Annotated in this window: 12 protein-coding genes and 1 pseudogene; 4 read left to right on the top strand and 9 right to left on the bottom strand. The window is 69.4% G+C overall.

Annotation, left to right across the window (positions count from 1 at the left end; genetic code table 11):
• Nucleotides 1-15 precede the first annotated feature (15 nt).
• The 5 genes and pseudogenes from ACFY7C_RS08100 to ACFY7C_RS08080 form a co-directional block, all read right to left on the bottom strand.
• On the bottom strand, nucleotides 16-1,725 hold the full coding sequence (locus ACFY7C_RS08100; RefSeq protein WP_389645466.1) for a relaxase/mobilization nuclease domain-containing protein: 1,710 nt from the start codon (nucleotides 1,723-1,725) through the stop codon (nucleotides 16-18).
• Nucleotides 1,722-2,213, bottom strand: coding sequence for a plasmid mobilization protein (locus tag ACFY7C_RS08095; RefSeq protein WP_389645463.1), 492 nt, complete (start codon nucleotides 2,211-2,213; stop codon nucleotides 1,722-1,724). The genes ACFY7C_RS08100 and ACFY7C_RS08095 overlap by 4 nt, the downstream gene beginning before the upstream one ends.
• Nucleotides 2,214-2,527: 314 nt before the next feature.
• Nucleotides 2,528-3,340 (bottom strand): DUF2637 domain-containing protein, encoded by an 813-nt coding sequence (locus ACFY7C_RS08090; RefSeq protein ID WP_389645461.1) that lies wholly within the window; start codon nucleotides 3,338-3,340, stop codon nucleotides 2,528-2,530.
• Nucleotides 3,341-3,446: 106 nt separating this feature from the next.
• A pseudogene (locus ACFY7C_RS08085) lies at nucleotides 3,447-4,133 on the bottom strand (ATP-binding protein); the annotation flags it as partial.
• Nucleotides 4,130-5,059, bottom strand: a complete 930-nt coding sequence (locus ACFY7C_RS08080) for a hypothetical protein (RefSeq protein ID WP_389646075.1) — start codon at nucleotides 5,057-5,059, stop codon at nucleotides 4,130-4,132. The gene ACFY7C_RS08080 and the pseudogene ACFY7C_RS08085, both read right to left, overlap by 4 nt.
• Nucleotides 5,060-5,113: 54 nt before the next feature.
• Here ACFY7C_RS08080 and ACFY7C_RS08075 point away from each other — a divergent pair, with 54 nt between their 5' ends.
• The 3 genes from ACFY7C_RS08075 to ACFY7C_RS08065 all read left to right on the top strand — a co-directional run bounded on the left by ACFY7C_RS08075 (nucleotide 5,114) and on the right by ACFY7C_RS08065 (nucleotide 7,282).
• On the top strand, nucleotides 5,114-5,884 hold the full coding sequence (locus ACFY7C_RS08075; protein ID WP_389645458.1) for a helix-turn-helix domain-containing protein: 771 nt from the start codon (nucleotides 5,114-5,116) through the stop codon (nucleotides 5,882-5,884).
• A gap of 44 nt (nucleotides 5,885-5,928) precedes the next feature.
• Nucleotides 5,929-6,135, top strand: a complete 207-nt coding sequence (locus tag ACFY7C_RS08070) for a helix-turn-helix transcriptional regulator (RefSeq protein WP_389645455.1) — start codon at nucleotides 5,929-5,931, stop codon at nucleotides 6,133-6,135.
• Between the two features lie 211 nt (nucleotides 6,136-6,346).
• A complete protein-coding gene (locus ACFY7C_RS08065) occupies nucleotides 6,347-7,282 on the top strand; it encodes a tyrosine-type recombinase/integrase (RefSeq protein WP_389645443.1) in 936 nt (311 codons plus the stop codon).
• A gap of 92 nt (nucleotides 7,283-7,374) precedes the next feature.
• Here the strand turns inward: ACFY7C_RS08065 and ACFY7C_RS08060 are convergent, their stop codons facing one another.
• Together ACFY7C_RS08060 and ACFY7C_RS08055 are read right to left on the bottom strand one after the other, a co-directional pair.
• Entirely contained in the window at nucleotides 7,375-7,689 is a 315-nt protein-coding gene (locus ACFY7C_RS08060; RefSeq protein WP_389646072.1) for a phosphotransferase family protein, read from the bottom strand.
• A 358-nt stretch (nucleotides 7,690-8,047) separates the two neighbouring features.
• Nucleotides 8,048-8,212 (bottom strand): hypothetical protein, encoded by a 165-nt coding sequence (locus ACFY7C_RS08055; RefSeq protein ID WP_389645441.1) that lies wholly within the window; start codon nucleotides 8,210-8,212, stop codon nucleotides 8,048-8,050.
• 157 nt (nucleotides 8,213-8,369) lie between these two features.
• Between ACFY7C_RS08055 and ACFY7C_RS08050 the strand changes: the two genes are divergently transcribed.
• Nucleotides 8,370-9,290, top strand: a complete 921-nt coding sequence (locus ACFY7C_RS08050; RefSeq protein WP_389645438.1) for a hypothetical protein — start codon at nucleotides 8,370-8,372, stop codon at nucleotides 9,288-9,290.
• A gap of 321 nt (nucleotides 9,291-9,611) precedes the next feature.
• Here the strand turns inward: ACFY7C_RS08050 and ACFY7C_RS08045 are convergent, their stop codons facing one another.
• Together ACFY7C_RS08045 and ACFY7C_RS08040 are read right to left on the bottom strand one after the other, a co-directional pair.
• Nucleotides 9,612-10,397 (bottom strand): DUF4145 domain-containing protein, encoded by a 786-nt coding sequence (locus tag ACFY7C_RS08045; RefSeq protein ID WP_389645435.1) that lies wholly within the window; start codon nucleotides 10,395-10,397, stop codon nucleotides 9,612-9,614.
• 265 nt (nucleotides 10,398-10,662) lie between these two features.
• Nucleotides 10,663-11,952, bottom strand: coding sequence for a hypothetical protein (locus tag ACFY7C_RS08040; RefSeq protein ID WP_389645432.1), 1,290 nt, complete (start codon nucleotides 11,950-11,952; stop codon nucleotides 10,663-10,665).
• Nucleotides 11,953-12,519 lie beyond the last annotated feature (567 nt).

Raw genomic sequence — 12,519 nt, 5'->3', positions numbered from 1 at the left:
GCCTCGTTTCGCCGGTCAGCGCCTCCTGCGGGGGTCATTTGCGGGCTTGGTGCTCTCTGCCCGCTGTGGTGAGGAGACGGCAGCGGTGCCTCGTGCGTGTGGGCTCCGGGAGTTCTGAGGGTCGGCGGGGAGGTCGGCCATCCGCCGTAGTCGCCACACGAGCACGTCGCTCATACGTTCCACTGTGTCCAACTCCCTTCGGGCGGCAGCCTGGTTGAGCAGGGCGGGGAGGTTGTGGCCGGCGGTCCGGGCTTCGTCGAGGGTGGCTGCGAGGGCGGGCCAGCCGGGTTCGGTGAGGATGCGGTCGGCCAGTTCGGGCAGGGATTGGCGTACGGCGGTGGCGTGGTGGCGCTGCCAGGTGGGGGCCAGGCGGCTGCCCTGTTGGTGGAGCAGGGCCATGGAGTGCCCGGCAGCGGCCGGGTAGGCGGCACGGAGGTGTGCGGCTGCCCGGTGGGCGGCTTCGGCCTGCTGGGCGTGCTGCTTCCTGGCGTGCCAGTGCGCGGCGGCGACGGCGAGGAAGAACAGCATGTCGATGACCATGGCCGTGGTGGCTCCGTCCTCGCCCCGGCCGAGGGCCGGACCGCTGTGGGCGAGGTCGCGGGCGGCTCGGTGCAGGGCGTGGTCGTGACCGCGTGCGGTACGGACGTGGGAACGGGAGGCGCGTTCGAACGCAGCTGCTGCGGCTTGGAGTTCGTGGCGGGTGTGGACGGCAGAAGTTTCGGCGAGGGCGTCGAGGACCTCCCCTGCGGCGGCGATCTGGGCGGCGATCACGCCGTCGTCTCCCTGGCCGATGATGAGCAGCGCCTGCCAGGCGGCGGTGGTGGCGCGTCGGCGTGCGGACGCGGGCCCGGTCACCGACGGCAGGGCCGGCTCCTGGGCGGGTTCGTCGGCCGGACTGGTCCAGCGTTCGCGGATGCGGGGCAGGGACAGGTCCGGGGCGAGCTTGGAGCCGGAGTAGAAGATGGGCTCACCCTTGGCGTTGCGGTCGCCGAGGAGGGCGACGGTGTAGCCGAGAGTGTCGCCGGACGGTGCGATGCGGCGCCGGATGAGTAGGCCGGCCGAAGCGAGGCGGTCGAAGAACTCCTCCTCGTTCGCCGCGCCGGCCGCCGAGCGGCGGACCGCCTCGCGGAGTTCTTCGCGCGGGGTGCGCTGCCGGCCGAGGCGGTCGGCTTTGTGGCGTTCGGCGCTGGTGGGGCGCTTGGCAGCGGTACCGTCCCCGGCTGCCACGTGATGGAGGTCGTAGTCGGCTTCGATCTGGCGGCATTCCGTTTGTGCGCGCTTGGCGGAGCGGTGGTGGTCGGGGCGGCGGCCGTCTTCGCGGACGAGGGTGGCGATGAGGTGGATGTGGTCGTCGGCGTGGCGGACGGCTGCCCAGCGACAGCCTGCGCCGTCGTCGGGGTCGATGCCGGTGGCGGCGACCACGCGGCGGGCGATGCTGGCCCACTCGGAGTCGGTGAGGGTGCGGTCGCCGGGAGCGGCGCGGACGGAGGCGTGCCACACGTGCGTGGCGGGGCGGCTGTCTTCGTCGAGCAGGTGAAGGGGTTCGTCCAGAAGCTGGGCGAGGTTGGCGAGGGTGGTGCTCGGGTCGCGGCCGGGGTCGGGGGCGAGGCCGTCGAAGGAGGCGACGAGGTGGGGGTCGGTGTGTTCCTCGCGGCGGCCGGGGCCGTAGAGGTAGGCGAGCAGGCGGGCGGTGTTGCGGCCTTGCCTGTGGATGCGGGGGATCAAGCGGCGGTGCCTTCGGAGTTCGGGTCGGTAAGGCGGGCGGTGACGTGGCGGACGGCGACGACTGCACCTCGGACGGCGGCGATGGTGTCCTCCAGGCCGTCGGGGTAGGCGCCGCTGTTGAGTGCGAGGGCGGCCTGGTTGAGGTTGTTGTTCGCGTGCCCGAGCTGGCGGCGGAGCGAGAAGAGGGCGGCCAGGGTGTCTTGGCGGGTGGCGATGGCGGCTGCGGTGCGGTCGAGGTCGCGGGTGGCGGCGAGTCCGCTGTGGGCAAGGAAGCCGGCGATGCTCATGCCGACCGCTTCGGCGCCGGCGGCGACGGTCGAGTGCTCGGCGTCGCTGAGGCGGACGCTGTGCGCGCGGCGCTGCGTACGGGCGCGTACGCGGGGCTTGCCCCGGCGATGCCGCACCGGCTGCGGTCCGCCCTCGGCCGCAGCCCCGCCCTCCCGCGCCCCCTGGCGCGGGAGGGTGCCCGCCACCCCCGGGGCGGGCACGGGTTCGGACGCGCCCCCGACGGGAGAGTGTCCGAACCTCCAACTTGCTCCGGCTCGGGCAGGACTGGCGGACGTCTGCGACGGGTCGGGCTGGTCGTTCGGGAGGGACGGGACCGCTGTGGCAGGGACGGGGCGCTGCGCGGCAGGTGTCATGCGTGGATCCTTCTGCGAGGTGGAGGGAGAGGGCAGTCCGCGCTTCGTGGACGTCTCAACGGGTCTGGAGGCTGCCCGGAAACACGGAAGGGACGGGCCGGTCGACCCGGGGCGGGGTGACCGGCCCGTCCGGAAGTGGCTTGACCTGCGGTTATTTCCGGTCAGTGGTCCTCGGGGGTTTCGGACGGCTCCTCGGGGACCGTCCCGTCGAGGAGCTTCTGGAGTTCCGTGAGCCGTTCGTTGCTGATGGTGTGACCGGCCGCGCGGAGGGTTGCCCGGATGGCCTTCCGGGTCTGCTCGCCCTCCATCTGCTCGACGATCGGGACGAACTCGTCGAGGTCCCCGGTCGGGGGACGGCCGACCTTGCGCGGACGTACCGGGGGCTCGACGGCAGTGGCTGCCTCGGTGGCGCGGTCTGGGCCTTCGGCAGCGGACGGGGCGGGGACGGGATGCGGGCGGGGACGGTCCCCTTCCCGCGGGTGCTCGGTCACCGCAGGTCCGGCTACCCGAAGATGGCCAAGGTGCGCCTTACGGTTCGGGTAGGCGAGGTGCTGGTGGATCTGGCGCATGAGGACGCCGAAGGCGAGGAGCGCTGCGGTCGGGGGTATGGCGGCGACGACGTAGTCGAGGACGGGGACCTCGGCGGGATCGCGGGTGCCGGTGACGCCGGCGACGTTGAGGGCGATGGATCCGAAGGAGCCGGTGGCGGTGAGGGCGATGGCCCACCAGTCGGGCTTGCGGCGCAGGCCGGCCCGGAGCATGAGGAGTTCGCCGGCGACGACGAAGGCGTCGAGGGTGGCCGGCCAGGCCCACATACGGGCGGGGGAGTTGCCGAGTCCGTGTTCTCCGGCGACCTCGGCGAGGTGGGCGTAGGAGAGCCAGAAAGCGGCGGCGGTGAGGGCGATGATCACGGCACCGGCGGCGAGGAGGGTGTAGCGGTCGGCGGGGTGCGGGGCAGGGGAAGGCGAGGTCAAGCGGGGGGCTCCAAGGGCAGGGTGGTGAGGCGGCCGTCGAGGTCGGGACGGACGCTGGGAGAGGGAGCTGCCGCGACGTAGCGGCGAGTGTCAGGCGGGTGGGCTTTTGGCGGCGGCGGTCGTCGCCGTCGAGGGTGACGCGTTCGGTCATCTGGGCCAGGCGGGAGGCGACGCGGTCGCCGAGGGCTGCCCGCAGGGTGTCGGTGGTGAGGTTGCTTGTGATCAGGGTGGGGCGCAGGTGCTCGTACCGGTGGTTGATCAGCCGGTAGGTGAGCTCCTCGGTCCACTCGCTGGTCTTCGCCGCGCCGAGGTCGTCCAGGAGCAGCAGAGGGCAGCGCATCAGGCTCTGCAGGTCGCGCTCGCTGTCGAACCCGGGGCGTGGGCGCAGGCGGGCGTAGAGGTCGGCGGCGGTGATGGCTTCCCAGCGCAGGCGGACTCCGGCGGCGAGCAGGGTGCGGATGGCGCCGTACGCCTGGTGGGTCTTGCCGGTGCCGGTCGGGCCGACGATCCGCAGCGAGGGGCCCTCCGCGATGCCCGGCGCGCCGGCGGGGCCGGGGCGTCCGGCGCGGGCGATCTCGTCCGCCCAGGCGGTGACCTGGGGGTGGTCGGCGAGGGCGTGCCGGAAGCGGGCGGGGATACGGGCCTCGGTCAGTTCCAGTGCGGTGACCGGCTCAGGTACCGGCTCCTGGGCGGCGGTGTCGGGGGCGATGCCGCGCTGGGCCAGGATGTTGCCGAGTCGGCCGGTGATCCGGGCGGGCTGCTGCGGATCGCGGGTGAGGGCGGCGGTGGTCAGAGGTCGCCTCCGTAGGCGGCAGCGGTGTCGGTGGGGTTGGTCCACGGCCGGTGGGCAGCGGTGGCGGCCGGGACGGCGTTCATGGCCTCGTGCACGAGGCTGGGCAGGGTGCTCGGGTGCAGGCCCTTGGTGCGGTGGCGGTCGAGGCCGGCGCGGATGTGGTCCGGGGCGATGCCCTCGTTGAGGAGCTTCCTCACCTCGCGGCCGAGGCGGCTGAGCACGTCCTGCGGCGGGCGATGGGTGCACCCGGCGGCGTACTCGCCGATCAGGTCCTTCACCGAGACCGAGACCGAGTCGGGCGCGGGGGCGCTTGCGCCCCCCAACGGGGTAGATCCTAGATCCCTGTTCCTAGGTCCTAGATCCGGACGGTGAGGGCTCACGGAGGGCTCGGGGAGCCCTCCCTGAGACTGCAGTGAGTGCTCACGGAATCGACTCTGACCTGCGGATTCGCCGTTCACGGAGGGCTCGGTCACTCCTCCCAGTCGTGTCACGGAAGGCTCAGTGAGCCCTCCCGGACTACTCGCGGAAGTCTCCGCGATGGCTCCCCGCATCTGTGGTGAGGGCTCGCGCGGAATCCCGAGATCGTGGTGCGGGCACGGGGGAGTGCGGGCGACACTGGGCCGGTTGATCTTCTGGTGCTGGGCGAAGGTCACGATGTGCAGGTACCGCTTGCCGTCCCCGCCCTCGTAACGGCAGATCAGCCCGGCGTCATCGAGCTGGATCAGGTCGTCCTCGACCGCCTCCGGCCCGTGCTCGCGGCGCAGCGACCACAGCTGGCCGGCGATGACGGCGGCCTGGTCGCGGAACCGGCCCTGGTCGTCGGCCTGGGTGAGCAGCCCGAAGAAGGTCCGCTCGGCGGACAGCGACACCGCCGCGAGCGACTCGGACGAGAACGCCTCGGGCTTGGTGGTGCGGATACGGGCGATGGCGATCGACCACCTTTCAGGGGAGGGCAGGGGAATCCGGCGGTGCCGGGGTGCATGGCCAACACAGCCACACCTGGTGCGCAGAAGTCCAGACTTTGCACTGGAATTCCGTACATCCCGCCGGCATGCCGCCTCGGCGAGTCCGGTAACTGTAGGGCCGGATTCCCGGTCACCGAAATCGCCACCGAAAATCGCCGGGTGATTCGCATCGCTCACGGCAGACAGGAAAACCCTTCCGGACCGGCCGGCGCGCAAGCTACAACACCACCCATGCCGCCACGCCCCCTCGCCATCGGACCCGCCGGACACGCCGCCGCCCATGTCATCGAACGCACCCGCACCGCCCGCGGCTACTCCCAGCGCCAGCTCGCCGCCCGCGTCACCGCACTCGGCCGCCCCATGACCTTCACCGCGCTCTCCCGCATCGAACGCACCGTCCGCCGCTGCGACATCGACGACCTCGTCGCCATCGCCACAGCCCTCGGAATCGCTCCGCAGGCCCTTCTCGCCAGCGCCCTCACACCCTCATGGGGGCCGGGGCGGGCGAAATATAGCCGACGATCCCCGGTTAGCGAAACCGGGGATTCTCCGGATGATTGTGGGTCCCGGAACGCCAGTCGTGCCGGTCCCTGCCAGAAGTCTGCCCACATCCCCAGAGGACGCCTTGCTCGATTCACCTACGCGCCGATTTCAGATTCCCCGCCGCGCACACGTAGCCCCACTCGCTTCCTGTTCTGCTCCGCTCGGAAATCCCGGACGTACGTAGAAGCCCTATTCGACGATCTTGCAGCAGCGGCTGTGCTTGTTGCCTCCCGCCCCGGCTAGATCTCTCAATTCCCGTCGCTCTTTCTCACGCAAAGGAACCGCCTATGGCCCCGCGCCTGCTGTCCATACCCGCCGTCGCCGCCGCTCTGGACGTCGACCGCCGAACGGTCTACCGCTTCATCGCCGCCGGCGAGCTGCCCGTCGTCGACCTGCGCACGGGACCGGCTCGCTCTCGCGTCCGCGTCCCCGCCGCGAGCCTGGACAACTTCATCAACAGCCGGGCGGTCTCCGCGCCCGCGCGCCGCCGCTGACCAGGACCGAGTCCCTCCGCACGCGAAACAGGAAGGAACGGAACCACGTACCTCCGGAAGCTGAAGTCCGGCAAATGGCAGGCGACCGTCCGCAACCGGGCTGGAGACCGGTTCAGCGAGTCGTTTCCCCTCAGGCGCAGGCCCGCGCCTGGGGTACCGACATGGAGACCCAGTTCGCCCGCGGAAGCATGTGGGACCCCGAGCGGGCGAGATGGCGTTTCGCGAGTGGCACGCCCGCTGGTGGCAGGCCCGCGTCGTCGAGCCCCACACGCTGCGCGGCGACGCCTTCAGCATCAAGAACCACGTGCTGCCCCAATGGGCCGACTGGGAGATGCGGGCCGTCACCCGCATGGACGTCCAGAGCTGGATTCGCGGACTGGTCGAGAAGAGGGTCGGCGCCTCGGCGATCAAGAGGGCGTACAACCTGCTGTCGTCCATCATGCGTGCGGCCGTCGACGACGATGTCATCGCGGTCAGCCCCTGCCGGAACATCGACCTGCCGCAGGTCGCGATCAAGCCCCCGCAATGGTTCACCCTCGATCAGGCGCAGAGCATCGTCGACGAGCTCCCGGCCCCGTGGCGCACCATGTGCCTGCTCGGTTTCTACACGGGCCTGCGCTGGGGCGAACTCGCCGGCTTGCATCGCCATCGGATCGACCAGCGCCGTTCCCGCTTGTTCGTGGTGGAGGTCAACACCAAGAGCGGCATCAAGGAGTACCCCAAGAGTTCGAGGAGCCGCCGAGAGGTCCCGCTCCCGTCACACGTCCTGGACGCCCTCGAACGACACGTCCATCCACTCGACCGTGACGCCCTGGTCTTCACCACCATCACCAAGGGCCGTGCCGGCCGTCGGCTCGATGACGGCAACTGGCGCCGCCAGACCTGGTGGCCAGCCATCGAGAATGCCCACTACTTCGACACCGACGGGGAGCAGCTCCCCGTCCCGCACTATCCGCCCCACTCCATGCGCCACACCTGCGCCTCGTGGCTCGTCCAGAAGGGAGTCTCCCTGTACGAGGTCCAGCACCTCCTCGGCCACGAGAGTTTCCAGACCACACAACGCTACGCACACCTGCAACCGGACGCGCACAAGGCGGTCCTCGGTGCCTGGGAGCGCCTGGACACTCCCTTGATCGTTGCCGCATGAACGACTTCCCGCCCTGTTCCACGTGGACAGGGTGGAGGTGTTTGCCCGCTTATAGCGGCGGTGACAGCGATGGGCCTGCGACAGATCGTGGTTTACGAGGGAAGGAGTGGATACAGCTCTCGCCCCAGGCGAGCCCGACCGCGTTGCCGTACGACCGGATCGGTGCTGAGGGCTGCGCCGGCGAGCTGATGAATGCGCCAGTACATCTGGGCTCTGCGAACGGCGTTCGGAGTGGGCTGGTGGGCGACCTGAAGCACGTCGGCGGGGTCGGTCAGGTCGAGACAGACGGCGAGGCGGGCGAGGTCGGACAGCGGTTCGCCGAAGGCTGCGAGTTCCCAGTCCAGCAGCAGCGACCCGCCGGCCGCGGGCCTGACGAGGTGGCCCGGCTGCAGGTCGTGGTGGAGCAGTCTGGGCTCGATGTCCAGGTCTGTGGTGTCGAGTTGGCGGCGTAGGGCTGTCGGGGCGGGCGAGAGGTCGGGTGCGGCAGTCGTGTACGTGTCGAGACGGCCGCGAAGGTAGCAGTGTCAGGTGCGGTACTGCCGGGCTCCGGTGAGCCGACCGGTATGGGGACCTGTGATGCGGTGGACGGCGGCGAGGGGGCCGGCCAGCTCAAGCAGCCGATCGCCGCCCTCGCCACGGGCTCGAAGTCCTGGTGAAGCCTCGGTACCTGACCTCGCCTCCAAGATCACCGACAGAGTCAAGCTAGGGGGCCACTGAGATGCCGCGCCCGGCAGGCTCGGACGCGGCATCTCCCTGGTCTTCAGGTCAGCACGAGAAGACGGACATGTGGACCAGGTGGAGCAGCTCGCGGACCAGCCCGCCGGCCAACGTGGCGGAAGCGGCGTAGAACGCCGCCTGCCCGAGGCCCTGGACAAGACGGTGGCGTACGCGTCGCTGCTTCGGGGCGGGACGGTGCGTACGGTGGGACATGACGGTCTCCGTTCAGGGGATGAGTCGGCTGCCCCCGCACCGGGTGTTCCTGCCAGGGATACGGTGCGGGGCGCAGTTTCTGCTGGCCCCAAGCCTTATGGCTGACGTGGGTTGAACGCATCTTCCGGGGCTCGAATCTCGGTGTAAGTTCGGCGCCATGAACGGGAATCAGGCCACCACGTGGGTTGAGGGGACCTCGGCCGATCTGGTTGCTGACGGGCTCGTGCTGGGCGTGAAGGCCAGTCCCAGGATGGTGACCTCCTGGGTCGAGGACGGCATGCTCGCCAACCCCGAGCCGCGCAAGACCAGCGCGCACGGCAGTGATCCGCGAGTCTTTCCGCCCGAGCAACGCGAGTTGTTCACCAGACTTCTCGAAGCCCGAGAGCGTTCCCCGTTGGGGCGCATCCCGCAACGCTCCCTGATCCGCGTCGTGCTGTACCTGTGGCTGATCGACGACACGATCGTGCTCACCCCGCAGGCGCGCCGAGCCTGGCGTACCCACGCGCGCGCCACCGGTCAGACGACCGCCGTTCGGCGCAGGGAGAACGTCCGCGCCATCGTCGAGCAGCTCGCCCACCCCTCGGCCACTCCCAAGCAACGGCGCGCCGCCCAGCTCGTCCTCGAGGAAGGCGAGCGGACCGGCCGGATCGACATCGACAGGCTGACCGCGGTCCTTGCAAAGTTGAACTCGCCCTGGCCTGTCCAGCCCGGCATGCCGAGGATTGAACGAGCCCTTCCCGGACCTTTCGGGCCGGTCTCCGTCCAGCACCACATTGCGATGTGGAAGGCCCACCAGCAGACAATCCGCCGCCTCCGGCATGAGGAGATCGACGAAACCGAGCTCGACCGAGTGCGCGCCGTCTACAGACCGATGTGGGCCGACTATCAGGCCCGTCGGCCCGCCATGGCGACCATCGGCGCCGGAGAGTTCGCGCCGTACTTCGCAGAGCCCGACACCATGGAGGGCCGCGCGATCGAGGCGGTCAATGCCTTCGTGGGAACGCTCGCCGGCGAACTCGGGTTGATCGAAGCAGCCTCCCATGCCGCAGAGACTGCACGCCTCAAACTGGCGCGCTGACGATTCCCAAGGCCGGCCCGCAGCATTCACCCCAGGGGGAGTCTCGCAATGCTGTCGGGTGCAGTAAGAGCGGGAGCCAGATGGCACCCAGGGTGAACCGTGCCGCAGCGCTCCACCGAGCGGCAGAGGTGTGGCGAGGCGTGTGACGTGCGGTAGGCCGCGGGCCACGCCCGGCAGCTGCCGGGAGGCCCTCCGGGGCCGGTTCGGTCGCTGCCGGTGAACGCGTGACCCGCAAGGGGCCCGCACCCGGGACGCCGAGCGCGGACGCGCTCGTCCGCCCTGACTGCCCCGCGCTCACGGTCACTATGAGTCAGCGATGGATCAGCTGCTGGGGTGTCCCCGCCGCGCAGTTACGTCGGCTGCCCGCTTCTTGATGTCGTCGTGGTTCGTGTCGTAGATCAGGGACAGGGCATGGTCCAGGAACTCGACTCCGTCCAGGACGTCACGGCTGCGGAGAAGATCCTCGTGGCTGCCCACGTTGCCGATCCATTTGACGGCCAAGAGCAGGTCAGCGGCTTCTGCGTGCTCTGGCAGCGCTGTCTTGAACGTAGAGATTCGTTGGTCGAGGCTGATTCTCGACGGCTTCCCTCTACGGTCGGGCTTGTAGCGGATGATCCCCTGCTCGTCCATCAGGGCCTCGACCGCCGACCGGATCCGGTTCGCAGCAGAGTTGGGGTCGAGCCAAATGATCTTGGCTGCGATATCCACCCGTTCCCCCACCTCCTTCGGGCAGAGGGGGCGGCTTTCGAGCAGAGGCAGCGCTGGGAAGAACATGGTCGGCGTCAAGCGCTGCTCGTACTGTTCTCCCTCCCACTCCCAGTTGCCTGTCGCTTCGACCGCGCTGTGCCCGACGACGCGTACGTGGTCACAGGTCCCTTTCCGGCACGTGAGGATGCAGAGGAAGTCGCCCAGAATCCACTCGGGCTCCCATGCTTCATGGTTGCGCCAGGACTTACTGGTGACCCTCTCTTCTTCCACGAAGGATTCGGGGACCGGTTGCAAGACCCCCCGCACGCACGTGGGACACGGGATGTGGGGCCACTCTTCCAGTTTCTCGGAGAAGCCCTTCGAGATTTCCCGTAGATCCTTGATCAAGACGTTTGCCATAGCGTCTCATCCTGCCAGCGGCAACGCACCCATGGGCGAGGTTTTACGAGGACGTAGAAGGACGGCTCTAGCGTACTCACCAACCCCAGGTTACGTAGACCGGACAGGCCTGCGGGCTCCCCAATTGGGGAGCCCGCCAAAGAACTTCAGCAAAGGCGGAGCGGCGGGCACGGCATGCGGCCTTGCCGGCAGCTCTCATCCGATGCCCGGCTCTGTGCGGCGGCGGCCACCCTCGGCCGGGGGCGTCGACCGGGCAGCATCGCGGTTACCCAGCGGCCGGGTACGCGGTCAGGTCGTCTTCCGGGGACACTGCGAGTCCGGTGTACCCGTTGACGAGGAAGGGGGCGACACCTGGGCGGGTCGGCAGGTCCGCTCCGGTCCGTGAGTCCAGAGCGAGGGGGCCGTTGTCCGTCTTGCCGTAGACCCGTCCGTTCCAGACGGCTGTTACCCGGGGAGCAATGCGGTTGGCAGTCTGGTCCGGCAGCTGCCACAGCAGGGAGGCGGTGCGGTCGTTGAAGGCCCAGACCTTGTACAGGTTTCCCTGGTTCCAGGAGCAGACAACGGTGTTCTGCCCATCATGGTCACAGCGGGAGGCGGCGATGTCCTCCGGGGCCTCGTGCTTCACCGTGCCGGTCGCGGGATCGAGGAACTGCTGGATATGTACGCGGTAGTCGTCCTTGTTCTGCGCCTGGACGAGGAGGAGGTGCGGTCCGGCGGGCTTCACGTCGAGGTTGAGACGGTCCTCTCCGCGCCAGCGCTCGGTGCCAGTGAGCAGGTCGTAACCGCGTGCGGATTCGTAGGTCCCGTCGGAGGTTTCCAGCTCGCCTGCCACGATGTTCCCGGTTACGGCGGTTGCCTCGAACCGGTCCTTGGTCCACAGGACACGGCGTGCGGTGAGGTCGATGCCGTAGGTGGTAGCAGCGGAGAACAGTGAGGACTCGCCGGTGCTGACCGTCACGACGGCGACCTTCTCCGAGACTCCTACGACCGAGACGGTGCGTGGGCTGCCCTCCCTTGTCCAGGACGGCGGTGTCAGGGGCAGTATCCAGTCGACCTTGTCGCTGCACGCGTTGGTGGCAGTGAGTTCGATGAAGTTGGTGGCTGCCTGGGTTCCGACTCCGGGCCGCCGTACGAAGAACGGCGCGAGGACCAGCGGATCGGCTCCTGGGGTGACGACCGGAGGAGCGGCGTTGTTGCGGTCGTCCCGGTTGAGCACACTCAGCGCATCAGCCGTGGGAGCGATAGTGGCTGTGAGTGAACCAGTGGTCGTGTTGAAGGCCAGCAGGCGGTCGAGGGTTGCCACGTAGGCCTTGTCCTTGTGGAGCGTCACCGGAATCTTGCTGTCGCCCAGCCAGGTTCCGCCGACGCTCAGCAGCCCGGATGTGGCCTCCCAGGGCATGAGGACACCGGCCTGGGTGTCGAACTTCGCCGGGGGATCGTAGACGGCGCGGGCCGGTAAGGTCTGCTCGCCAGTCGGGGCGGGAGGGGCGGAATCGACACGTTCGGGCTGCTGGGTGCAGCCGGCAGCGAAGACCATCGCGAGGGCGGCGATCAAGGCCGAACTGCTGGACTTGCGGACTGATTCACGAGGCGATGCACCTTTCTCAGTAGCCAAACGATCACCCTATGGCAGCGGTTGCGAGAGCCGCACGGCCGTCTCGGATCGGCGCGGCCGGCAAGGCTCGTCTCGGCAGCCGCCCGGCGACGGCGGCCTTGCGCGGCGCGAGGGTTCGCCGCCTGAGCATCGCCCGCGAGGCGGCCACCGCCTACGGGCTGTCGCCGCGGCGAGAATTGGAGAGGTCAGTCAGCCACCGATCCGCCCGCGTAGCGTGCCCGCGGCCGTTCGTTTACGACCAGCGCATGTCCAGGACGGACAGCTCCTCGCCCCGCTGAGGCGACAGCTTCCCGGCCTTGACTCGCTGATGGCTGATCCAGACCCAGGCCGCACGGTTTCGCCGTCGGCCTGCTTCCTGTAGCTGCGGGGCAGGTTGAGGTGGCCCTCGCGTGTGTGGTACTGGGCAGTCGCCCTCAAGGTGGTGGGGCCCACATCTCCTCGCGGGTCCGCTTCACCCTGCCGGAGGCCTGCGTGATGCCGAGCGTGGTAGCCGCTCGTCTGGCAGAA

The sequence above is a fragment of the Streptomyces sp. NPDC012769 genome, from assembly GCF_042901205.1.
Taxonomy (GTDB): Bacteria; Actinomycetota; Actinomycetes; order Streptomycetales; family Streptomycetaceae; genus Streptomyces.
The sequence above is the reverse complement of the archived record's forward strand: the minus strand, read 5'-3'. Positions and strand labels throughout refer to the sequence as shown.